Origin of the sequence: Actinobacillus suis ATCC 33415, assembly GCF_000739435.1 — a bacterium.
GTDB classification, from domain to species: domain Bacteria; phylum Pseudomonadota; class Gammaproteobacteria; order Enterobacterales; family Pasteurellaceae; genus Actinobacillus; species Actinobacillus suis.
In genome coordinates, this window is record NZ_CP009159.1 from 774,714 (window position 1) to 799,276 (window position 24,563).

General features: G+C 40.5%; 18 protein-coding genes and 1 tRNA gene. 5 read left to right on the forward strand and 14 right to left on the reverse strand.

The window, feature by feature from the left end:
- Window positions 1–122 precede the first annotated feature (122 nt).
- Window positions 123–1,331 carry an acetate kinase gene (locus tag ASU1_RS03610; protein ID WP_014991500.1) on the forward strand — a complete coding sequence of 403 codons (1,209 nt, stop codon included), beginning with the start codon at window positions 123–125 and terminating at the stop codon, window positions 1,329–1,331.
- A gap of 54 nt (window positions 1,332–1,385) precedes the next feature.
- Window positions 1,386–3,524, forward strand: coding sequence for a phosphate acetyltransferase (gene pta, locus ASU1_RS03615; RefSeq protein ID WP_014991501.1), 2,139 nt, complete (start codon window positions 1,386–1,388; stop codon window positions 3,522–3,524).
- A gap of 104 nt (window positions 3,525–3,628) precedes the next feature.
- Here pta and ASU1_RS03620 read toward each other — a convergent pair whose 3' ends face one another.
- Window positions 3,629–3,811 (reverse strand): YegP family protein, encoded by a 183-nt coding sequence (locus tag ASU1_RS03620; protein ID WP_005622847.1) that lies wholly within the window; start codon window positions 3,809–3,811, stop codon window positions 3,629–3,631.
- 175 nt (window positions 3,812–3,986) lie between these two features.
- On the opposite strand from ASU1_RS03620, the gene dld reads away from it, so the two are divergent.
- Entirely contained in the window at window positions 3,987–5,681 is a 1,695-nt protein-coding gene (gene dld, locus ASU1_RS03625) for a D-lactate dehydrogenase (protein ID WP_014991502.1), read from the forward strand.
- Between the two features lie 74 nt (window positions 5,682–5,755).
- On the opposite strand, the gene ASU1_RS03630 is transcribed toward dld, so the two are convergent.
- The 8 genes from ASU1_RS03630 to ASU1_RS03665 form a co-directional block, all read right to left on the reverse strand.
- A complete protein-coding gene (locus ASU1_RS03630) occupies window positions 5,756–6,844 on the reverse strand; it encodes a lytic murein transglycosylase (RefSeq protein ID WP_014991503.1) in 1,089 nt (362 codons plus the stop codon).
- 57 nt (window positions 6,845–6,901) lie between these two features.
- Window positions 6,902–7,819, reverse strand: coding sequence for a tRNA pseudouridine(55) synthase TruB (gene truB / locus ASU1_RS03635; RefSeq protein WP_014991504.1), 918 nt, complete (start codon window positions 7,817–7,819; stop codon window positions 6,902–6,904).
- A complete protein-coding gene (gene rbfA, locus ASU1_RS03640) occupies window positions 7,820–8,203 on the reverse strand; it encodes a 30S ribosome-binding factor RbfA (RefSeq protein WP_014991505.1) in 384 nt (127 codons plus the stop codon).
- Window positions 8,204–8,372: 169 nt separating this feature from the next.
- Window positions 8,373–10,892 carry a translation initiation factor IF-2 gene (gene infB / locus ASU1_RS03645; RefSeq protein ID WP_014991506.1) on the reverse strand — a complete coding sequence of 840 codons (2,520 nt, stop codon included), beginning with the start codon at window positions 10,890–10,892 and terminating at the stop codon, window positions 8,373–8,375.
- A gap of 20 nt (window positions 10,893–10,912) precedes the next feature.
- Window positions 10,913–12,394 carry a transcription termination factor NusA gene (gene nusA / locus ASU1_RS03650; protein ID WP_014991507.1) on the reverse strand — a complete coding sequence of 494 codons (1,482 nt, stop codon included), beginning with the start codon at window positions 12,392–12,394 and terminating at the stop codon, window positions 10,913–10,915.
- Between the two features lie 16 nt (window positions 12,395–12,410).
- A complete protein-coding gene (gene rimP / locus ASU1_RS03655) occupies window positions 12,411–12,872 on the reverse strand; it encodes a ribosome maturation factor RimP (RefSeq protein ID WP_014991508.1) in 462 nt (153 codons plus the stop codon).
- A 219-nt stretch (window positions 12,873–13,091) separates the two neighbouring features.
- Window positions 13,092–13,168, reverse strand: a tRNA-Met gene (locus ASU1_RS03660).
- 84 nt (window positions 13,169–13,252) lie between these two features.
- Window positions 13,253–16,393 (reverse strand): type I restriction endonuclease subunit R, encoded by a 3,141-nt coding sequence (locus ASU1_RS03665; protein ID WP_014991509.1) that lies wholly within the window; start codon window positions 16,391–16,393, stop codon window positions 13,253–13,255.
- A 248-nt stretch (window positions 16,394–16,641) separates the two neighbouring features.
- On the opposite strand from ASU1_RS03665, the gene ASU1_RS03670 reads away from it, so the two are divergent.
- Window positions 16,642–17,145: a transposase gene (locus ASU1_RS03670; protein ID WP_014991510.1), complete on the forward strand. Its 504-nt coding sequence runs from the start codon at window positions 16,642–16,644 to the stop codon at window positions 17,143–17,145.
- 132 nt (window positions 17,146–17,277) lie between these two features.
- Here the strand turns inward: ASU1_RS03670 and ASU1_RS03675 are convergent, their stop codons facing one another.
- The 5 genes from ASU1_RS03675 to accD form a co-directional block, all read right to left on the reverse strand.
- Window positions 17,278–17,922: an abortive infection family protein gene (locus ASU1_RS03675; RefSeq protein ID WP_014991511.1), complete on the reverse strand. Its 645-nt coding sequence runs from the start codon at window positions 17,920–17,922 to the stop codon at window positions 17,278–17,280.
- Window positions 17,906–19,210 (reverse strand): restriction endonuclease subunit S, encoded by a 1,305-nt coding sequence (locus tag ASU1_RS03680; protein ID WP_039195709.1) that lies wholly within the window; start codon window positions 19,208–19,210, stop codon window positions 17,906–17,908. Before ASU1_RS03680 ends, ASU1_RS03675 begins: the two co-directional genes overlap by 17 nt.
- 149 nt (window positions 19,211–19,359) lie before the next feature.
- Window positions 19,360–21,009: a class I SAM-dependent DNA methyltransferase gene (locus tag ASU1_RS03685; RefSeq protein WP_039195022.1), complete on the reverse strand. Its 1,650-nt coding sequence runs from the start codon at window positions 21,007–21,009 to the stop codon at window positions 19,360–19,362.
- Window positions 21,010–21,128: 119 nt separating this feature from the next.
- Window positions 21,129–22,433: a bifunctional tetrahydrofolate synthase/dihydrofolate synthase gene (gene folC, locus ASU1_RS03690; RefSeq protein WP_081541512.1), complete on the reverse strand. Its 1,305-nt coding sequence runs from the start codon at window positions 22,431–22,433 to the stop codon at window positions 21,129–21,131.
- A 55-nt stretch (window positions 22,434–22,488) separates the two neighbouring features.
- The gene (accD, locus tag ASU1_RS03695) at window positions 22,489–23,382 is read right to left on the reverse strand and encodes an acetyl-CoA carboxylase, carboxyltransferase subunit beta (RefSeq protein WP_039195023.1); all 894 of its coding nucleotides are present in this window, start codon (window positions 23,380–23,382) and stop codon (window positions 22,489–22,491) included.
- A gap of 339 nt (window positions 23,383–23,721) precedes the next feature.
- Here accD and mazG point away from each other — a divergent pair, with 339 nt between their 5' ends.
- Window positions 23,722–24,504, forward strand: a complete 783-nt coding sequence (gene mazG / locus ASU1_RS03700) for a nucleoside triphosphate pyrophosphohydrolase (RefSeq protein WP_039195028.1) — start codon at window positions 23,722–23,724, stop codon at window positions 24,502–24,504.
- The last annotated feature ends 59 nt before the right edge of the window (window positions 24,505–24,563 follow it).

A 24,563-nucleotide genomic window follows, 5' to 3' on the forward strand; every position in this document is an offset into this window, starting at 1 on the left:
TATTATTTTGGAATAGGAATTTATTTTATGTGCCGAAAAGTGTATTCTTATAAAGACGTACACACGCCACTGTGTGTCAATTTATCAATCCTTTCATAAACAAAGAAAAAAAGGTGTTTGACATGTCTAAAAACTTAATCCTTATCCTTAACTGTGGTAGCTCTTCTCTAAAATTTGCTATCTTAGATCCTAAAACAGGTGATGAAAAATTATCTGGTTTAGCAGAAGCATTTCATTTAGAAGACGCTCGTATCAAATGGAAATTAAACGGCGAAAAAGGCAATGCAGATTTAGGTGCGGGTGCAGCACATAGCGAAGCATTAACATTCATTGCAAATGAATTATTATCGGAAGAATTAAAGGCAAGCATTGGTGCTATCGGTCATCGTATCGTTCACGGTGGTGAGCAATTTACTTCATCTGTAGTTATCAATGACGATGTAGTTAAAGGCATCGAAAACGCAATTCAATTCGCACCACTTCACAATCCGGCTCACTTAATCGGTATTCAAGAAGCGTTCCGTATTTTCCCTGAATTAAAAGAGAAAAACGTTGCCGTATTCGACACGGCTTTCCACCAAACAATGCCGGAAGAAGCATTCTTATACGCACTTCCATACAAACTATATAAAGAAAATGGTATTCGTCGTTATGGTGCGCACGGTACTAGCCACCTATTCATCACATCACAAGTTGCTGAATTAGCAGGTAAACCGGTAGATCAAACAAACGCAATTATTTGTCACTTAGGTAACGGTGGTTCTGTATCTGTTGTTCGTAACGGTAAATGTATCGATACTTCAATGGGTTTAACACCATTAGAAGGTTTAGTGATGGGTACTCGTTCAGGTGACATCGATCCTGCAATCATTTTCTACCTATACAAAAACTTAGGTATGTCAATGGAGCAAATCGAAGATACATTAGTGAAAAAATCAGGTCTTTTAGGTTTAACAGAAGTAACTAGCGACTGTCGTTATGCAGAAGATAACTATGACGATGCATCAAAACCGGAAGCAAAACGTGCATTAGACGTATACAGCTACCGTTTAGCAAAATATATTGGTGCATATATGGCAATCTTAGGTGATTCTCACTTAGACGCTATCGCATTTACTGGCGGTATCGGTGAAAACTCAGGTCACGTACGTGAATTAACCTTAAATCACTTAAAATTATTCGGTATCAAATTAGATAACGAACGTAACTTAGCAGCACGCTTCGGTAAATCAGGTACAATTACTGCTGATGACTCAGCATTCAAAGCAGTAGTAATCCCTACAAACGAAGAATTAGTGATTGCACAAGATACAGCTAAATTAGCATTATAATTCCAAGGGGCAGACAATTCTGCCCTTTTCCTATTTCACATAAACGGATTAAATATGTCTAGAACGATTATTCTTATTCCAACCACAACCGGCGTGGGTTTAACAAGTGTTAGCCTTGGTTTAGTTCATGCATTAGAGCAAAAAGGCACAAAAGTTGGCTTTTTAAAACCTATCGCACAACCGATTACCGGTGAAGATACTTTAGACCGCTCTACTTCTATCATTAAAGCTGCACAAACCACAGAAGTGGGCGAACCATTTATGCTAAGCGAAGCGGAAGCGTTAATTGGTCAAAACCAAAGTGATGTTTTATTAGAAAAAGTGGTTGAGCGTCACCAACAGTTATCAAAAAATAATGAAGTTATCGTTGTTGAAGGTCTAATTCCAACACGTAAAAACTCATACGCAAATAGCGTAAACTATGATATTGCTCAAGCGTTAGATGCGGAAATCATCTTAGTTGCGGCACCAGGTTCAGATAAACCGGCACAATTAAAAGAACGCATTGAAGCGGCTGCTTCAGAATTCGGTGGTCGTCACAACCCTAACTTATTAGGTGTGATCATCAACAAATTTAATGCACCGGTTGATGAATCTGGCCGTACTCGCCCGGACTTAACGGAAATTTTCGATTCATTCCAACATAGCACACAAAATGTTGCTGAAGTGGAAGCATTATTTGCGAAAAGTCCAATCAAATTACTTGCTTGCGTTGAATGGAAATCGGATTTAATTGCGACTCGTGCGATTGATTTAGCGAAACACTTACACGCTGCAATTATCAATGAAGGTGACATCCAATCTCGTCGTATCCGTGGCGTAACGTTCTGTGCTCGTAGCCTTCCACATATGGTTGATCATTTCAAAGCAGGTAGCTTATTAGTAACTTCTGCGGATCGTCCGGAAGTTTTAGTAGCTGCATCTTTAGCGGTAATGAATGGCGTTGAAATCGGTGCAATCTTATTAACCGGCGGTTATAAAATTGAAACTCCAATTGCAAAACTTTGCCAACAAGCATTTGAATCTGGTGTACCGGTATTCCGTGTAGAAGGTAACACATGGCAAACAGCGCTTAGCTTACAAAGCTTTAGCTTAGAAGTGCCAGTAGATGATAAAGAGCGTATTACTTCAATCAAAGAATATGTTGCAAGCCAATTCAACGCTGGTTTCGTTGATGAAGTATCTAAAGCGGCAACTCGTGCTCGTCGTTTATCTCCAGCAGCGTTCCGTTATCAATTAACTGAATATGCGCGTCAAGCGAAAAAACGCATCGTATTACCTGAAGGTGATGAACCTCGTACCGTGAAAGCGGCGGCATTATGTGCTGAACGTGGTATCGCAGAATGTGTACTTTTAGCAAATCCTACTGATGTTCAACGTGTAGCGGAATCTCAAGGTGTGGTATTAGGTAAAGGTATCACAATCATCAATCCTGAAGAAGTACGTGAAAACTATGTTGCTCGTTTAGTTGAGTTACGTAAAAACAAAGGTATGACAGAAGTTGTTGCGCGTGAGCAATTAACAGATACCGTAGTACTTGGTACGATGATGTTAGAAGCTGGTGAAGTTGACGGTTTAGTATCTGGTGCGGTACATACCACAGCAAATACAATTCGTCCGCCGATGCAAATCATCAAAACTGCACCGGGTAGTTCAATTGTTTCTTCAATCTTCTTCATGTTATTACCAGACCAAGTGCTTGTGTACGGTGACTGTGCGGTAAACCCAGATCCGACAGCAGAACAATTAGCTGAAATTGCGATTCAATCTGCAGAATCAGCGAAAGCATTCGGTATTGACCCACGTGTTGCAATGATTTCTTACTCAACAGGTACATCAGGTTCTGGTGCAGACGTAGAGAAAGTGAAAGAAGCGACTCGTATCGCACAAGAAAAACGTCCTGATTTAATTATCGATGGTCCGTTACAATATGATGCGGCGGTAATGGAAGATGTGGCTCGTTCTAAAGCGCCTAACTCTCCGGTAGCCGGTAAAGCGACGGTATTCGTATTCCCAGACTTAAATACCGGTAATACGACATATAAAGCGGTACAACGTTCTGCAGATTTAGTGTCTATCGGTCCAATGCTTCAAGGTATGCGTAAACCGGTTAATGACCTTTCTCGTGGTGCGTTAGTTGACGATATCATATATACAATCGCATTAACTGCGATTCAAGCAACTCAAGGTTAATTATAATCCTTTTAAAGCAAAATGCCCTCGTTTGAGGGCATTTTTTATATACAAAGAAAAAAGCGCTGAATCTCAGCGCTTTACTTATTGCATAGAGGTTATGCTTATTCTTTGGTTAAGTCTTTAACTTCAGTTTCCGCAGTAATTTTTTTCACCGCTTCAATACCCTTCTGGCAGCTTTGCTTAGTTGCATAGCCTTCCCCACCTGTTGCGACAGTTTGGTGATTGCCAGATTTTAAACGCCAACGGAATTCACCTTTCGCATCTTTATAAATTTCAAAATACATATTTATTTCCTCATTTAAAACCAAACATCGTGTTTGGTAGCGACAAGATTACTTATTTAATGAAAAATTGCAAATTTTTCGCAAAAAATGACCGCTTATTTACGTAAATTTGCTCAACAAGTAGATATTTTGTCTGTTATGATGTTGTTAATTCTTATTACAAGAGGATAACAAAATGTCTGCACAACAACTTATTGCACAACTTACTCAAATTGTAGGTAATCAACATATTATTACCGAACCGGCTAAAACAGAGTCATATCGAAGCGGTTATCGCTTTGGTTCCGGTGCAGCGCTTGCAGTCGTTAGACCTGCCAATTTATTGGAGTTTTGGCAGATTTTAAAAGCTTGTGTTGCGCATGATGTGATTGTGATTAACCAAGCGGCTAATACGGGCTTAACCGGCGGCTCTACCCCAAGTGGCAATGATTACGATCGTGATATTGTGATTATTAATGCGATGCGGATTAACGGTATTCAATTGATTAATCATGCAGCGCAAGTAGTTTGTTTACCCGGTTCGACACTGAATGAACTTGAAAATCAGTTAAAACCATATGGGCGAGAACCTCATTCGGTCATCGGTTCATCTTGTATTGGTGCTTCTGTAATCGGTGGAATTTGTAATAATTCGGGCGGTGCATTGGTACAACGAGGGCCTGCTTATACGGAAATGGCACTTTATGCGCAATTGAATGAGCAAGGCGAACTGGAATTGCATAACCACCTTGGTATTGAGTTAGGTTCGACACCGGAAGAAATACTAACGAATTTGCAAATGCAACGTTACCAACAAAAAGATATTCAGCAAGATTGCGGAAAAGGACATGATCACAGTTATTGCAATCATGTTCGCCAAGTAGATGAAAACTCCCCTGCTCGTTTCAATGCTGATCCAGCTCGCCATTTTGAAGCTTCTGGTAGCGCCGGAAAACTCGCTATCTTCGCTGTTCGTTTAGATACTTTCCCTCTCGAAAAAGATACCGCCGTATTTTATATCGGTACCAATCAAACCAATGTTCTTAATGATTTACGTCGCCATATGCTGAGTCAATTTGAACAATTACCAATTTCTGGTGAATACATTCATCGTGATGCCTTTGATGTGGCAGCTCGTTATGGTAAGGATACATTCTGGGTTATTAAAAAATTTGGTACTCAATGGCTACCGAAGTTGTTTGCTCTAAAGGCAAATGTCGATCGTCTCAGTAAAAAGATACCATTCTTACCACATCATCTGAGTGATAAGGTCATGCAATTGATCTCAAAGGGATTGCCGGAACATTTGCCACAAAGTTTATGGCAATTCCGTGATCGTTATGAACACCATTTAATTATCAAAATGGGGGGTAAAGGTGTTGATGAAGCTCGTAACTACCTTAAACACTATTTTACTCAACATGAAAAAGGCGACTTTTTTGAATGTAATGCGTTAGAAACGCAAGCAGCGATGTTACACCGGTTTGCGGTTGCCAGTGCGGCTATTCGTTATCGTGCAATCCATGAACAAGAAGTGGAAGACATTGTCGCACTGGATGTTGCTCTGCGCCGTAACGATCCAGATTGGTTTGAACAATTGCCGGCAGAAATTGATGCACAAATTAGTCATAAACTCTATTATGGCCATTTTATGTGTCATGTGTTCCACCAAGACTATATTGTCAAGAAAGGCTGTGATTGTGTGAAGTTAGAACACGAAATGCTGAAGTTGTTAGATAAGCGTGGCGCGCAATATCCGGCGGAACATAATGTCGGTCATCTCTATGAAGCAAAACCAGAATTACGTAAGTTCTATAAGGCTCTCGATCCGACCAATAGCTTTAATCCGGGGATTGGGCAAACCACTAAGAAAAAATATTGGCAAGAATAGCTTTTACGCCATTCATTAAATAAACAAGCGGTTAGATTTGCAAAATTTTTTACAAATTTAACCGCTTGTTTTAGCTATTGCCCAACAGAAGCATTAATACGATCAGCAAATTTACCAATACTTATACCGAAATTATTTGATCTATTCCAATCCATTAATGTACGGAAATTACTGGTTACTAAGAATGCTCTGCCGACCTCTTTATCCGGACGAACCAACCATAATTTTTTACCACTTAGTGCGCTTAATTTTGCGCTATCTTGTGCAGTTGGGTAAGCGAGATAGACTCCCCAAGATTGCCACTCGCCTAAGCTTTTTGCTTGGTTCTCCGCAAGTCCTGAAAATGACATATCAATTGGGCTAGATAACTTAACTTCAATTCCCCAAGGCAATCTGTCTTCCCATCCGACTGTAGAAAGATAAGAAGCAATTGAAGCAAACGCGTCCGCTTCATTGTTCCAAATATCTTTTTTACCGTCACCGTCACCATCGGCGGCATAGCTTAAATAAGCAGTCGGCATGAATTGTGTTTGCCCCATAGCGCCCGCCCAAGAACCTTGCATTTCATAACGATTGATCGTGCCATCATCTAGCATTTTCATCGCATTGACAAATTCTTGCGTGAAGAGCTTTTCACGGCGACCGTCAAAAGCGAGTGTCGCTAAAACGGATAACACATCAAAATCACCTTGGTAACGACCAAAGCTACTTTCCATGCCCCAAAGTGCCATAATATATTCTTTTTGAACGCCGTATTTCTGGCTTGCTTTGGTTAGTGGTGAACCAAATTCATACCAATTCTCAACCGCCGTATTCACTTTAGCCTGTGTTAGCACTTTGTTGAGATAATTGGTTACACCATTAGGATTCGGCTGCGGTGTAGGCGCATTTGGATCTCTTTTTCGCCCGGCTTGCTGCTGATCTAGCTGTACCGCACGTGCATTGTAATGAATGAAACGTTGTGCATTGAGTGTTTTATCCGAAACGCCGGCAGCCGCTGCTTTTTGTTTTAGAAAATGTACGTAATCATTAAAGTTATTGAGCGTACGAGCTTTGTTATATTGCGCATCAAGCGGTAATTCTTGAAATGAATTTTTATTTGAACAGCCTGCAATTACCAAGGTAATCACGGTAAAAGGAATGGCTAAAAATTTGAATTTCATATTGTTCTTTGCATTAAAGCGGTCTGCTCCTACTTTTGCAGAAACAAACCGTAAAAACTAAAGGTTTACCATTCGACTCGGGCGAATCACATTATCATTGGTGATTTCCGCTACTCCGAGGAATTGACCATGTTCTGAAAATAAACGAACTTGACCGTAAGTTTGATCGATATTTTCAAATTTGACTCTTTGACCGAAACCGACCGCTTTGGTTTGCTCTGCTGTTAGATTTATTTTAGGCAGACTTTCTACGGCGGTATCTAAAGGTAAAAGATATTGATCCAATGCTTCAAGCGGTTGATTTTCACTTAAATTTTGCAAATCTGCATAGCTCATCATCGCTTCAATCGGATAATTTGCAACCGCCAAACGGCGTAAAACCGTAACATGTGCGCCACAACCTAATACTTCACCTAAATCATCCACCAAAGTACGGATATAAGTACCTTTTGAGCAATGTACTTCTAACGTAAGATAAGGCGCGGAATATTCGATAAAGCGTAACTCAAAAATCGTAATCGGGCGCGCTTCTCGTTCCACCGTAATGCCTTGACGAGCATATTCATAAAGTGGTTTGCCGTTATGTTTCAATGCGGAAAACATAGTTGGAACTTGTAAAATATCACCACGAAATTGATCTAACGCTGAAATAATTTCCGTTTCACTTACGTTCACAGCACGGGTTTCAACAACTTGCCCTTCTGCGTCCGACGTATCGGTACGTTCACCTAATTTTGCAGTAACTTGATAACGTTTGTCCGAATCAAGCAAAAATTGCGAAAATTTAGTCGCTTCCCCCAAACAAATTGGTAACATTCCGGTCGCAAGCGGATCTAATGCACCGGTATGCCCCGCTTTATTTGCTTGAAATAAGCGTTTGACCTTTTGCAGAATATCATTTGACGACATTCCTTGCGGTTTATCTAATAAAAATACGCCGTGAACATCACGCCCTTTTTTACGAGGTCTAGACACCTATTCTTCCTCTTTATGTTTAGCTTCGTCGTTTTTAATCACATTCGATACAAGGTTAGACATACGCATGCCTTCAACTAATGATTGATCGTAAATAAAACGAAGCTCAGGCACGATACGTAAACGCATTGCTTTACCGACTAACGAACGAATATACGGGCTTGCTTTTTCTAAACCTTTCATACCCTGTTCAATTGCGCTTTGATCATTATCGAATAAGAAAGTCACAAAGATTTTTGCATAAGCCAAATCACGGCTCACTTCCACATCCGATACCGTTACCATACCGATACGAGGATCTTTCACCTCACGTTGTAAAATCACAGCAATCTCTTTTTGTAGCTCTTGCGCTACACGATCACTGCGTTTAAATTCTCTGCTCATGTTTTCTCCAAAATGCAAATGAGGCACCACGAAGCGCCTCAAAATTTTGTTAGGATTATACCCTAATTTGTCGTTATTAGCGATGTTACGCCAAAAACAAGCGGTCAGTTTCTACTAAATTTTTGCAAATTTATGCAGAAATCTGACCGCTTTCACTAATGAAACGAAATTAGATTGTGCGTTTCACTTCAACTACTTCGAATACCTCGATTTGGTCGCCGACTTTTACATCGTTGTAGTTCTTAACGCCGATACCACATTCCATACCGTTACGCACTTCTGAAACGTCGTCTTTGAAACGGCGGAGCGATTCTAACTCGCCTTCAAAGATTACTACGTTGTCACGTAATACACGGATTGGGTTGTTACGTTTCACCACACCTTCAGTTACCATACAACCAGCGATTGCACCGAATTTTGGATGACGGAATACGTCACGTACTTCTGCTAAGCCGATGATTTCTTGTTTGAACTCAGGCTGTAACATACCGCTCATTGCCGCTTTGATTTCGTTGAGCAATTCGTAGATGATTGAGTAGTAACGTAAGTCGATGTTTTCCGCTTCGATTACACGACGAGCCGATGCGTCCGCACGAACGTTGAAACCAACCATAATCGCATTTGAAGCTGCAGCTAAAGTTGCATCCGTTTCGGTGATACCACCTACACCAGAACCTACTACTTTCACTTTTACTTCGTCTGTTGAAAGTTCTGCTAATGCTTGGCAAATTGCTTCTACCGAACCTTGTACGTCCGCTTTAACAATCACATTAAGTTCTGCAACATCACCTGCCGTCATATTGCTAAACATATTTTCAAGTTTCGCTTTTTGCTGACGAGCAAGTTTCACTTCACGGAATTTACCTTGACGGAATAATGCTACTTCACGTGCTTTTTTCTCGTCACGTACAACGGTTGCTTCATCACCGGCTGCCGGTACGCCTGAAAGACCTAATACCTCAACAGGAATTGATGGGCCAGCAGAATTGATGTCTTTACCGTTTTCATCACGCATCGCACGCACACGACCGTATTCGAAGCCACAAAGTACGATATCGCCTTTGTTTAATGTACCTGATTGCACAAGAATCGTCGCTACCGGACCACGACCTTTATCAAGATAAGATTCGATTACGACACCGCTTGCCATACCTTCTTTAACCGCTGTAAGTTCTAATACTTCAGATTGAAGAAGAATCGCTTCTAGTAATTCGTCAATACCTAAACCTTTTTTCGCTGATACAGGTACGAACTGAACGTCACCACCGAATTTCTCTGAAATCACTTCGTGTTGAAGTAATTCTTGTTCTACAAGATCAGGATTTGCTTCCGGTTTATCAATTTTGTTTACCGCAACGACAATCGGTGCGCCTGCCGCTTTCGCGTGCTGAATCGCTTCGATAGTTTGTGGCATTACACCATCGTCTGCCGCTACAACAAGAACAACGATATCCGTTGCTTTCGCACCACGTGCACGCATAGAAGTAAACGCTGCGTGTCCCGGTGTATCTAAGAAGGTAATCATCTTACCGTCATCGGTTTCAACGTGGTAAGCACCGATGTGCTGAGTAATACCACCCGCTTCACCTGCTGCAACTTTCGCTTTACGGATATAGTCAAGTAATGACGTTTTACCGTGGTCAACGTGACCCATGATGGTTACTACCGGAGCACGTGTTACTTTTTCCGCATCAACGTCACGATCTTCCATTACTGCGTCTTCAAGTTCGTTTTCGTTACGTAAAATAACTTTATGACCCATTTCTTCCGCAACAAGTTGAGCAGTTTCTTGGTCGATAACTTGGTTAATCGTTACCATCTCACCCATTTTCATCATCGTTTTGATAATTTCGGTTGCTTTTACCGCCATTTTATTAGCAAGTTCAGCAACAGTGATGGTTTCACCGATAACGACATCAGCTTTATTTACTTGAACAGGTTTAGTGAAGGCTTGTTGTAATGCAGAACCTTTCTTCGCATTTTTACCTTTACCTTTCACATCTTTTTGGTTACGACGGTCTGCGCTACGCTCGTTTTTATCTTCACGATCGCCTTTTTTCGCTTTATTTACACCGCCTTTACCACGACCGCGATTTGCTTCGCTACGGCGGTCATTATCACGATCCGCTTCACGTGCATAGCTTGAAGTAAAACGATCATCTTCAAATTCTTCACCGCTTTCAGCCGCTTCTTCACGTGCAATTTCCGCTAAACGACGCGCATTTTCTGCTGCGCGTTTCGCTTCCATTTCCGCTTTTTGACGCGCTAATTCTTCTTGTTTACGGCGGAGTTCAGCTTCTTCTTTTTTCTTCGCTTCTTTTTCCGGATCAAGCGCTTTTTCTTGTTTTGGTTGTTCTACTTTTGGTGTTGCCGCTTTTGGCTTGCTGTTAGGCATTACCGGTACAGCGTGCTTTTTCGCTTCAGCCGCTTTTGCTTCTTCCGCTTTTTTAGCTGCCTCTGCTTCCGCCTTCGCTTTTTCCGCTGCTTCTTTTTCAGCTTGTGCTTTTGCTTCCGCTTCTTGTTTTGCTTTTAAAGCAGCTTCTTCTTGCGCTTTTTTTACCGCTTCTGTATCGATTTTACGAGATTTGCGCACTTCAACTTGAACTTTACCGTCAGCCACTGTAGTTTTTGTGCGACGTTGTAAGCTCAATTTTTTAGGTGCTTCGTTTTTAATTTCGTTATCACTCATAGTTATACTCCTTACAACGATTAACTAAACCAACAAATTTGACGAGCAGCCATAATTAATTCGCTTGCTTTGTCTGCTGGTAATTCTTCAATATCTGAAAGGTCATCTGTAGCTTGTTCTGCTAATTCTTCAAGCGTTGTGATACCTTTTTCAGCCAGTTTAAATGCGATATGACGATCTAAACCTTCTAAGTTTAATAAACGATCTTCAATATGCGCTTGTTTTAATGCTTCTTCTTCCGCTAATGCTTTTGCAGTAATTGCATTTTTTGCACGAGCTTGCAACTCTTCCACTAAATCTTCATCTTCAAGACCATCGATAGAAGTTAATTCGCTTACCGGAATGAATGCAAGTTCTTCTAGGCTAGAGAAACCTTCATCTACTAAGATTTGTGCAAATTCTTGGTCGATTTCTAATGAAGTTACGAATAAATCGATAACTTTATTATCTTCCGCTTGATGCTTCTTATCTAAGTCTTCCGTAGTCATTACGTTTAATGTCCAACCGGTTAATTGGGTAGCTAAACGTACGTTTTGACCATTACGACCGATTGCTTGCGCAAGGTTTTTGCTTTCAACGGCAATATCCATTGCGTGTTTATCTTCATCAACTACGATAGAACTTACATCAGCCGGTGCCATTGCATTAATCACAAATTGTGCCGGATTATCGTCCCAAAGTACGATATCTACACGTTCACCGCCTAATTCGTTACTAATTGCTTGAACACGCGCACCTCGCATACCAACACAAGCACCTACTGGATCGATACGTTTATCGTGTGATTTAACTGCAATTTTCGCACGAGAACCCGGATCACGAGATGCACCTTTAATTTCGATAACATCTTCACCGATTTCCGGTACTTCAAGTTTAAATAACTCTTCTAACATAATCGGTTTTGCACGTGTTACGAAAAGTTGTGGGCCTTTTGACTCAGGTTTAATCGCATATAATACGCCACGTACACGGTCACCCGGACGGAAGTTTTCACGTGGAAGCATATCTTCACGTACGATTACCGCTTCCGCTTGGTTACCTAAATCTAAAATAATTTGATCACGGTTTACTTTCTTAACGGTTGCAGTGATGATGGTATTTAATTGTGAACGGAATTGATCAATAACTTTGTTACGCTCAGCTTCACGAATTTTCGTACTGATCACTTGGCGTGCAGTTTGCATCGTAATACGGTCGAATGGAATTGAATCTACTTCATCTTCAACGATATCGCCTAATTGCACGCTAGGGTTTTCGTATTGCGCCGCTTCTAAGCTGATCTCACGTGTCATATTGTGTACTTGTTCAACCACAATCCAACGACGGAAAGTTTGGAAATCACCGGTTTTACGGTCAATTACCACACGCACATCAATATCCATTTCTTTTTTCTTTTTAGTCGAAATGGCTAATGCCGTTTCAAGCGCTTCAAAGATAGCTTCTTTTGGCAGTAACTTCTCGTTAGATACCGCTTCTGCGGCTAATAAAATTTCTTTACTCATTTTCTGGGTTAACCTTCTAGAAATTAAAAACTGGAACTAAGTTTGCTTTTTGAATATTACCGAATGCAAATTGGCGAGCTTCGTTATCCACCGAGAGTGTAATTAAATCGCCTTCTACGCTCTCTAATTTACCCTGCCATTTACGGCGATCGAACATCGGAATACGTAAATGAATCACGACTTCTTGTCCGATAAAACGTTGGTAATGTGCAAGCGTAAAGAGCGGACGATCTAAACCCGGTGATGAAACTTCTAAGTTGTATTTATCCGCAATCGGATCTTCAACATCTAGAATTGCGCTCACTTGACGGCTCACATCACTGCAATCATCAATGGTTACGCCGCCTTCTTTATCAATATATAAACGTACTGTTAAAAAACGCCCTGCTCGTTGACACTCAATACCGACTAATTCGCAGCCCATTGATTCAATGGTGTCAGAAACGAGTTCTTCTAATTTTTGTTCTAAAGTTGCCAAGGAGGCCTCCTAAATGACAGATATAAAAAAAGAGCCTTAACCAGCTCTTTTGATACGATTATTATGTACCAGCCACAAAAAAACCCCAGACGGAAAACCGTGGGGCTTTAAGCGGTTTGTTTTATACAAAATTTTGCGAATTATGTTCGTTATCGAAAATTAGCAAAGGCTATATAAAACAAAACTCACAGTTTTAATCAAAACTGTGAGCCTTAAAACTGGTTGCGGGGGCCGGATTTGAACCAACGACCTTCGGGTTATGAGCCCGACGAGCTACCAAGCTGCTCCACCCCGCGTCTGATGTGGCTCATTATAGAGATTTCCAAAACCAATGCAAGCACTTTTTTCAAATTTGTTTTTGTTTGGTTAACAAAGCAACACTAAGGTGAACTTAATTCATCGGCAATCACTTCCGCTTGTCTTAATACAAACTCAACTGCTTCCACTTGTTTATCGGGCGGATATTTGAATAATCTTAACGCTCGGCGGATTTCAATTCGCATTTTGGCTCGCACGGAATCTTTAAATTGCCAGTCAATGGTGGCAGATTGGCGGATCTTCTCGGTGATTGTCATTGCCAAATTTTTCAAGACTTCATCGCCTAATTCTCGCACCGCACTTTCGTTTTGAGCCAAAGCGTCATAAAAGGCGATTTCCGCAGGCGTTAGCCCTAATTTTTCGCCACGAGCCAAACGTTCGGCAAATTCTTTCCCCATTGCCAATAATTCGTCCAAAATTTCAAGTAACGTGAGATTTTGATTGCGATATTTATTCATCGCCTCTTTTAATCGAGTTTCAAAATCTTTTTGCACGGAAAGATTACTCGCTCCTTTTTCCTTAATTTCCGCTTGCAGATAACGTTGAATCGCCTCAAGCCACAACGCTTGGTGGCGGCTATTTTTCACTTTTTCTAAAAACTGCTCCGACAAAATCTCAATGTTCGGCTGATCTCGATTAAGCAACGCAAATAAGTCCACTGCCCCATCGGCTTTTACCGCTTGGTTTAGCAACGCCACCAATTTAAGCTGTCGGTCGGCAGGGTTAACGGTCGAATTTGGCTCACGTTTTGCAAGCATTGCTCGCACCGCATCAATAAACGCTAATTCTCGCTGATAAACCTGCACTTCAGGCAACGAACCACACAAACCGTAACCCTTTTTCGCTAATCTTACCGCTTGCAAGAAGCGATTTTTGCGTGGCGTTTTATCCTTCGCTTTGTCATCAACAGGATTTTGCTGATCGAGGCTTAAAATATGGTTTGCTGCCGTTAGAATTTGCTCAAATAACGCCATTTCATCGTGAATTTTTAATGCGTCAAATAATGGAAAAATCTGGCCGCTTACAGGGCTGGCAAACATTCCTCGCACAATATCAAGGCACTCTAAAAATTTGAGTTTGATTTGCTCAATATCTTGCGTCATTTCGCCCTTACCATTTGCATTGGTATATTCAGCCGTTGCCGATTTAAGTTCGTCCACCAAGCCCACATAATCGACAATTAACCCACCATTTTCACGGCTTTTATTGCGGAAAACACGGTTTACTCGGGCAATTGCCTGCATTAAATTATGCCCTTTCATCGGCTTGTCGATATACATTGTATTACAACAAGGGGCGTCAAAACCTGTCAGCCACATATCTCGCACAATCACAAGTTTGAACGGATCACTCGGATCTTTAAAACGTTTTTCGAGGCTTTTCTTCTCTTGATTGCCATAAATGTGCGGTTGAAAATGGTCAGGATCACTTGCTGAGCCTGTCATCACAATTTTAATCGCCCCTTCGTTGAGATTATCGCTATGCCATTCAGGGCGAAGGGCAATGATTTTGTCATACAACACCACACAAATTTGACGGCTCATTGCCACAATCATCGCCTTACCGTCCATTAAAGCGGTGCGATTTTCAAAATGTTTTACCAAATCTTCCGCTAATTTTGTGAGCCGTGTATCCGCCCCTATTAGCTTTTCACGCAAGCGGAAACTGTAACTTTGCTCATCGTCCGAAAATAAATCGTCCGCCTCACGCACCGCATTTTTGAAATCTTGGCTCTCGTTAATCGGAATTTGGCGAGCCTCATACACAATCGGCACGGTTGCACCGTCTTCCACCGCATCTTGAATGTCGTAAATCGACACATAACGCCCAAACACTGCTTGAGTATCTTTATCTTCAAGGGAAATTGGCGTACCAGTAAAGCCAATAAACGAGGCATTCGGCAACGCATTTCGTAAATGTTTGGCATAGCCCACTCGGTAAGTAGCGGATTGTGTTCCCATAGCTAAATGTTGGCTAAAACCATATTGCGAACGATGAGCCTCATCGCTGATGACGATAATGTTGTGGCGATCATTCAAAATCGGGTGCTGATTTTCGCCCTCGTGCAAGCCAAATTTTTGAATGGTGGTAAAAATAATGCCGCCTGTTTCACGCTTGGCAAGCTCGGTTCGCAATGCTTCTCGTCCGTCTGCTTGAATGGGTGTTTGGCGAATAAGATCTTTACCCGCTGAAAAGGTCGCAAATAGCTGACCGTCTAAGTCGTTACGGTCGGTTACCACTACAATGGTTGGGTTGCGTAAGCTTGGCTCGGCTTGCAATTTTGCCGCATAGAACAGCATCGAAATGGATTTGCCCGAACCTTGCGTATGCCACATTACCCCAATTTTGCGATCGCCTTGCTCGCTTGCGGCAAGCAACGTGGACTCCACTGCCTCATTCACGCCATAGAATTGATGATAAGCGGCAATTTTTTTGATTAACAGACCGCTTTCCGAACGCTCAAATAGCACGAAATTCTGCACATAATTGAGTAAATTTTCAGGCGACATCAAGCCTTGCACCAGCCCCGCCAATTCATTCTCAAACGGCACTCGCTGTTTAGCTTTTTCGTCCACCACTCGCCACGGTGTAAAGCGGTCAAAATTGGCGGTTAAAGAACCAATGCGAGCGTGCGTACCGTCACTAATCACAAGGGCTTGGTTGAAAACAAAGAGATCGCTAATTTCCGCTTTATAAGTTTGGAACTGCTGAAATGCCTGTTGCAAATCGGCTGATTCTGTAAGCGGATTTTTCAACTCAAACACCACCAACGGCAAACCATTCACAAAGCAAATCACATCAGGGCGGCGGTTGCCTTTCACCCCCTTAATGGTAAATTGATTTACCACATCAAACTGGTTGTTGTGAACATTTTGAAAATCAATCAAACGAACAATGTCGATTTTCTGCTCATCATTTTCACGATACTCCACCTGCACGCCTTCACGCAACAAGCGGTAAAATTGCTGATTACGCTCAGTTAAATCGGTAATATCGCCCTTACACACCAACGCCACCACGTCATTGACCACATTACTCGGTAACTGCGGATTTAGCCTTGTTATCGCATTCGCCAACACCGATTTCAGCACCACCTCTTCAGCTCGCTCCCGCTCAATCTCCGAACCAAAGGTATAAGCCCACCCCAAGCCTTGTAATGCCTGAATACAGGCTTGCTCTATTGTGTTTTCGTTGATGTGCATTGTTGTTCCCTCTTTTTTTGCGATCGAGATCGAAAAATTAAAAATTATTGATTTTAATATTTCTAAAAAATGTAATCGTTGTATTACGGACGCACGCAGTGCGTCCCTACCGATCACATTGAATTAATATCAACGTGAATTTTGAATAAATTATTTTTAAAGCCCCAAAATTTCAAATAACGTGATCGTAGGGACACTCTGCGTGTGTCCGATTTTTTCAAATTCATCATATTTTTTAATTACATATTATGAATAAACCAAATCGAAAATCTGTCCGTGTAAAATGGGATTCTTACCAAAATGGTTGTTATTTCGTCACAGTTTGTACCAAAGACAAATACCATTATTTCGGCGAAATTATGAATAATGAAATGCAATTCACACATTTAGGATTGGAATTGCAAAAAATCATCGAAAATACACCGCTTGTGCGAAATAACCAATATATCGAAATCCCTATTTACACCATAATGCCAAGCCATTTTCATCTGCTGATTATCATTAATTCGGATATTGACCGACATCAGCATTATTTTGGTGTTCAACGGAAAAATTTAGCCTCCGTCATTCGTGGTATAAAATCAAAATTAACCAGTTTTGCCATTAAACATAATCTTTCATTTCAATGGCAGTCAGGTTTCCACGAACATATTGTCAAATCAGAACGTGCCTTTGAGCATATTTACAATTATGTTCAAAATAACGTCATTAACTGGTCACAAGATTGTTTCCATTCCCCAAAATCTCATTAACCTGACCAGTAGGGACGCCACGCTGCCGTCCATTACGATATAAAATTATCGCTGATTTGAATTTTGGTGTTGGGGGATTTGGGACGCCAGCGTGGCGTCCCTACCAGTCACGTTGAATTAATATCAATTTATTTATAATGTTTCTTGCAGTCGCTCCTGTTCTAATGAAATATATTCTTCATAAAATCCCTTATATGCCTCAATATCTTGTTCAAATAATGCTAATGAATATGAAATACTCAATCCATCAGGAAATTTTGGAGCATATTCTTCATCTAAAAATTGATTAAATTCTGCATAGTCTTCATACCGTATTCTATGATTTATCCGAAGATCATCTGAAAAAATATATAGATGAAGAATAAATCCTAATACTGAATTTGTTGTATGTGAAACAAATAAAGCTAAATCTTTGGTTGGCTTTTTATGTTCAATATCTTGACCGTGTGAAGCATAACAACCAACACTATTTCTAATTTCACCAATATATTGAATAACTCCATTCAAACGAGAAAATAATTGATTAATATGCTCATAATCAGGGTGGTTATTTATATTTAATGAATTTAATGTTTCAATAACCAATTTAGGAAATTGTTCAGGAATTCTATTTCCTTTATCCGTCAGAATAGTTTTACAAACACCTTCAATTAATGCTTTACAAATTTCTATACTTAATGTTGGATTTCTTTCAAAATTATTTAAAACACCATCAACCTGTGCTTGATAAACTGAAAATCTCGGAGATTTAGCAAATAGTTCAATTATCCATTGCATTAAGTAAATCTCCATTAAGTAGCTTTGGTAATAATAAATCTCGTATAGAAATCAATTTTTTGTTCTCATCTGATAAATTACGGACATTTTTGTAAAAATCCATTATTAATTTATTAAATATATCATTTATTTCATTATTAGCTTTTATAAATGGAATACTATTCATATTGGCTTGATTTAACTTCATCTGAACTGCACCAGTAACATAAGCCTTAATATTAGTTAAACTCATGAAGATCATCAGTTGCTCAGTTGAAACTCCATTCTTACCTTGTAAAACATGGGCATGGTTATTAACCCAAGATTTTCCCCATATATACTGAATGAATGGCGTCCCATCTTCTTTTAAAACAGAGCCATCCTCTCCAATCAAAAGATAAATATCATCAAAAATACTTTCATCAACATAATCCATTACTGATGTTGCACCATAGTAAGGAATATTCCCTTTACGCTTTGCTCTATGGTGTTTAGATAATGGAATTCGCCTTTTATCAAAACATTCTGATACCTCACCAAAGCTCGTGACTTCCCACCCCACAGGCACGCCATCTTCCCCAATCTCATCAGGAAATGCGTCTGCGATTGCCCAGAGTTTTTGGTATTCTGTTGGGTTTTCGGTTTGCAAGCGGTGTAATTCTTCACTGTTTTTGCCTGAAATAGCTTCCATTGCGGCGAGATTACCACCTTGCATTTTGGCTTTGACAGGCTCGAAATCCACAAACCAACTTTTGAAAATCGCTTGGGCGATTTGTTCTAGGGTTTGGTTGGTTTGGGTGTTGAGTTCTATTTTTTCGTCTATTGGACTTAAAATATCTACTATATTTTTTTGAATTTCATAATTAGGTATTTTTAATTCTGTATCTTTTAATACTTGCCCTGAAATTTCTTTAAATGTTGAACCAGTAGATCTTGCCTCTAATAAGGGAACATTATGCTTCAATAAATAATAATAAAATTCTGGAATATGTCCTTCTTTTAAAACCAAACTTTTAAAGCCTTGATTTGTGGCTAATTCATTTTTTGCAATAGCAACATATCCAATAGGTGCTCGACTTGTAAATAAAACACTTCCTTTTGGTAACAATTTAGCACTACTATTCTTTAATCCTAATTCTGTTATATTTCTTTCACCTTTCGATATATAACGGTAATTATATCCTGATAAATCCTTAGGGGTTATCCAAGATATATCTCCATTAAAATATGTATCTTCTGATGATTTAGGCGTTCCCCCACCTATAATATCTGCAACATCCGATAATCTTGTTAATTTCCAATCGTTCATATTCTTTCCCAAATCCCACCGCTTGTGGATTTCATCAATAATGTTATAAAACGTGATTGGTAGGGACGCCACGCTGGCGTCCCTACCTTCATCTTGAATTAACATCAGCGTTAATTTTGGATAACTTGATTGTGTTTTCGTCCCTACGTTTAAAACCCCAACGTTTTTAAATTCGCTCGGATTTTTGCCTCTAATTCCGCCCCTTGTTTGAATTGTTGGTCTAAAAGTGCGGTCAGATTTTGTATTTTTTCTGCAAATGGAATGCCGTCATCTTCCACTTCAGCTGTGCCAACATATCGCCCCGGGGTTAACACAAAATCGTGGCTTTCGATCTCGGCAAGAGTGGCGGATTTGCAGAACGCAGGCACATCTTGGTAGCCTTCGCCTTTTTGCCATTGGTGGTAGGTTTCCGCCACGCTGGCGATGTCTTTTGGCGTGAAATCACGCATTACACGGGTTTTCATATAACCAAGTTGGCGAGCGTCAATAAACAGCACTTCGCCCTTTCGTGGTTTGGCTTTGTTCAACACCCAAATGCAAGCGGGGATTTGTGTATTGGTAAATAATTGGCTTGGCAAGGCAATCATCGCCTCCACTAAATCGGCTCGCACGATGTTACGGCGGATTTCGCCCTCGTTGTTGGTGTTGCTCGACATTGAGCCGTTAGCAAGCAATAACGCCATTTTGCCCTTTTCGGAAAGGTGGTAAATCATATGTTGTAACCACGCAAAGTTGGCGTTGCTAGACGGTGGCGTGCCGAACTTCCAGCGTGGGTCATTAGCAAGGCTTTGGTTCCACCATTCGTTCATATTGAACGGCGGGTTCGCCATCACAAAATCCATTCGTTTATCAAGGTGTTGCGGATTGCTGAAGGTGTCGGCATTACCCTTACCAAAATCAAACGACAAGCCATGAATCGCCATATTCATTGCCGCCAGTTTCCACGTGGTAGGGTTAAATTCCTGCCCATAAATCGACACACGGTTTGGATTGCCCTGATGCTCACGGATAAAGCGTTCGGTTTGCACGAAGAATCCGCCCGATCCCATTGCAGGGTCGTAAATTCGCCCCTCATAGGGTTCGAGCATTTCGATAATCAGGGTAACAATGGATTTTGGCGTGAAATACTGCCCGCCTTTTTTGCCTTCGGCGAGAGCAAATTGCCCGAGAAAATACTCATAAACGTGTCCTAAAATATCTTTTGCTGCCAAAGAAACAGGCTTGCCGTTAAGCGTTGGGCGAGTGAAATTGGTGTCAGAAAATAGTTCCACCAAACCGATTAAAATGCTTTCATCCACGTTGTAGCTAGAAATACGTTGGATCACGCCTTTCAATTTTGGGTTGTCTTTTTCGATAGCGTCAAAGGCTTCATCAATCAAATTTGCCACGCCTTTAAAGGTTTTATCGCCGAAAATAGTGTCGCCTAAATTGCTTCTCACCACCGCTTTGATTTCGTCCCAACGGGCGGTTTGTGGCACCCAAAAAACGTTATCCTGAGTGTAATAATCTCGTTCTTCGAGTTCAGATTCGATTTCTTCTTGGGTTGCGTCTGGCAAATAGTAGTCAGAATTTGGATCTTGGAATTGTGCAGAAAGGCGTTCACGCTGTGCGGTGAAACTATCAGAAACGTATTTGAGGAAAATTAAACCAAGCACAATATGCTTGTAGTTGGCGGCGTCTAATTGCTGGCGGAGTTTGTCGGCAGCTTTCAAAAGGCGATCATCAAGATCGTTAAGAAAGGATTGTTGAGCGATTGAATTTTCAGCAGTTGTTGGTTGTTGGTTGTTGGTTGTTGGCATTATGATAAATTCCTACATTAGAAAAACAATACTGATGTAGGAAATTTTATATAAATTTTAGTAAATGTTAAAGTAACATAAATAGACATCAGTAAAAAAATCACTGATGTCTATTCATTTTATTCCCCAATCCAAACTAAAAAATCGCTCACGGTGTGGAATGAGCCGAAAATCAGGATAATATCGGTTTTGCTCGCTTTGGCGAATAATGATTCAGCTGCTTCGGGAACGGTTTGGTAATAACAAGCGGTCGAATTTGGTAAAACTTTTGCCAGTTTTTGATAGACCGCTTCACCTGACTGTCCTCGATATCCGGCTAAACCGGCACAATGCCATTCATCAATAACATTTGCCAATGGCTCTACGATGCCGCTTAAGTCTTTATCAACTAATGCACTAAATACGGCAAAAATCTTTTGGTTCGGCTGTTTTAGTGAATTTAATCGTCCTGCCAAATATTTTGCTGCATGCGGATTGTGTCCGACATCAATGATCACTTGAGCAAGCGGTCGTTTTGCTGAAAAGTTTGCAAAATCTTGTTCGTTTAGCGTTTGGAAACGAGCGGTCATTTGCGCTTCTTGTAATGCGGCTCTAACCACTTGTTCATTGATTTCAAATGGAAGTTGAGCCAAAGCGGCTAAAGCGGTACCGGCATTCGGAATCGGAATTTGTGGCATCGGTAAATCTTGCCAATCAATAAATTCTGATTGCCAGTGGAAGCGGTCATTTTCTATGGAAAATTTCCAATTCACATTACGTCTTATTACTTGGCAATTAAGTGCTTTCGCTTGCTGTAAGATACTTCTCGGGCAATCCGGTTCACCGATAATCACTGGTATATTTTCACGGAAAATGCCTGCTTTCTCTCGCCCAATATCTTCTCGGTTATCGCCGAGAAAATCCACGTGGTCGATGTCGATTGAGGTAATTATCGCTAAATGCGGATCAACAATATTGGTTGCATCTAAACGCCCGCCAAGTCCAACTTCTAAAATCACAATATCCAAATTTGCTTCTTTACAAAGCTGCAATGCCGAAAGTGTACTAAACTCAAAATAGGTTAAAGAAGCGGTCTTTTTTTGTTGGATTTTTGCAAATGACTGCACATGGGCTTCATCATTGAGTAATTCGCCTTGAATTCTCACTCGTTCGTTATAACGAATCAAATGCGGTGATGAATAAACACCGACACGATAGCCGGCTTTAAGTAAAGCCACTTCCAATAAACGGCAAGTTGAACCTTTACCATTAGTGCCGGCAACGGTAATGACATAAGGTGCCGGCTGAAGTAATTCGAGCGCTTCCGCTACGCTTTTAATACGTTCTAAGCCCATATCAATTGGCTTAAAATGTGATTTTTCTAAATAGTCGAGCCACGTAGAGAGACTGTCGTTAATACTTGGAGCTGTTAAAGTACTCATTATTGCTTCTCCAAAAAGAAAGCCACGTATAACGTGGCTTAAGTCATGCTTAATAAAATTAGGCTTCTTCAACAATTAATTCTGCTGTTTTAAAAGGCGTTGGTTTATTGGTCATTTTGGCACATAAACGAGCAAGCGTATCACGCATATCTTTACGTTGCACAATCATATCAATTGCGCCGTGTTCTAATAAGAACTCCGCACGTTGGAAACCTTCCGGCAATTTTTCACGTACAGTTTGTTCGATAACACGTGGACCGGCAAAACCGATTAATGCTTTAGGTTCTGCGATATTGATATCACCTAACATTGCTAAACTTGCTGAAACACCGCCTAGTGTCGGATCCGTTAAAACAGAAATAAACGGTACACCTTTTTCACGTATTTTCGCTAAGATCGCACTGGTTTTCGCCATCTGCATTAAAGAGAACAATGCTTCTTGCATACGAGCACCGCCAGATGCAGAGAAACAGATAAACGGAATATTTTCCGCTAATGCACGCTCCGCCGCACGTACGAATTTTGCGCCGACAACCGAGCCCATTGAGCCGCCCATAAATTCAAAGTTAAATGACGCAACCACAACCGGCATATTATGCAATGTACCGTACATTGTAATAAAAGAGTCTTTCTCACCGGTTTGTTTTTGTGCTGCGGTTAAACGATCTTTATATTTTTTCAAATCTTTAAATTTTAAGATATCTTGCGGTTCTAGCTCGGCTGCAATTTCTTGTGCGCTATCTTGGTCTAATAACGATAATAAACGAGTACGTGCATCAAAACGCATATGGTGGTTACACTTCGGGCAAACGTGCATATTACGTTTAAGTTCTTCGCTGTATAGAACCTGTTCACAGCTTGTACATTTTGTCCAAACGCCTTCAGGCACTTTAGATTTGCTACTGCTTGATGATGAAGAGGTTCTTCCTAAAATTCTTTCAATCCAGCTCATTTTTTAACCTTGTTATTTTGACAAAAAATTATCGGTATTAAAGCATAATTTCAGTCTTTTGGATATGCTTTAATAATACAATCTGCTCTGATCAGCTGAAATATCAGCTATATGTATAAGTACGATAAAGAAAAGCTCCAATTAAGATACATAGCATTACTACAATTTGGATAAGTCTTTTCTTGGTGAGTTTTTCCGCTGCCATACGCTCTCCTTAACTAATCATTAACATAATGCCATAAAATTGGTCGGGGTTGTGAGTATTTTATGATTTTTAGTTGAATCTCAGGGAGATAAAGTGCCAAAATAGCTTAATGTTTTGACATTGGAGAGGTAAAAATGACTAAAATTGACCAATTTCTTGATGTTGTAGCTCAACTTCGCGATCCTCGAACAGGATGTCCTTGGGATATTAAACAGGATTTTGACTCGATGCTGCCTTGTTTGTTAGAAGAAACTTATGAAGTTGCCGAAGCAATTCATACGAAAGACCGCTCTGCTCTTCGCGAAGAATTAGGCGATTTATTACTACAGGTTGTATTTCTTAGTCAGTTGGCTAAGGAGGAAGGAACTTTTACTTTTTACGATGTACTAAACGATATTCATGAAAAATTGATTTATAGGCATCCTCACGTTTTTGGTGATAGCTCAGCCGAGAATAGTGAAGAAGCATTAAGAAATTGGGAAGAACGTAAAGCAGCGGAAGCCAAACGCCAACAACATGAATCAATTTTAGATGATGTTCCTTTTGCTTTGCCGGCGCTAACCCGAGCGAATAAACTTCAAAAACGTTGCGCAAAAGTCGGTTTTGATTGGACCGACCCTCAAGATGTGCTCGCAAAAGTAGAAGAAGAGTTGCAAGAAGTCAAAGATGAAATTGCTCAATATCCTCAAAGTGCAGGAAAACTAGAGGAAGAACTAGGGGATTTTCTCTTTGCAACGGTAAATTTATGCCGCCATTATCATATCGATGCTGAATCTTGTTTGCGCACGGCAAACGTCAAATTTGAAAGTCGATTTAAAAAAGTAGAAAAGCTTGTTAAGCAACGAGGCAAAACTGTGGCAAAATGCTCTTTATCTGAGCTAGATTCAATTTGGGAACAAATAAAATCTCAGGAATAATTGACAAACTTTGATAAAGCTGTAAATTGTAGCTGTTATGTCAAGTAATTACAGCAATA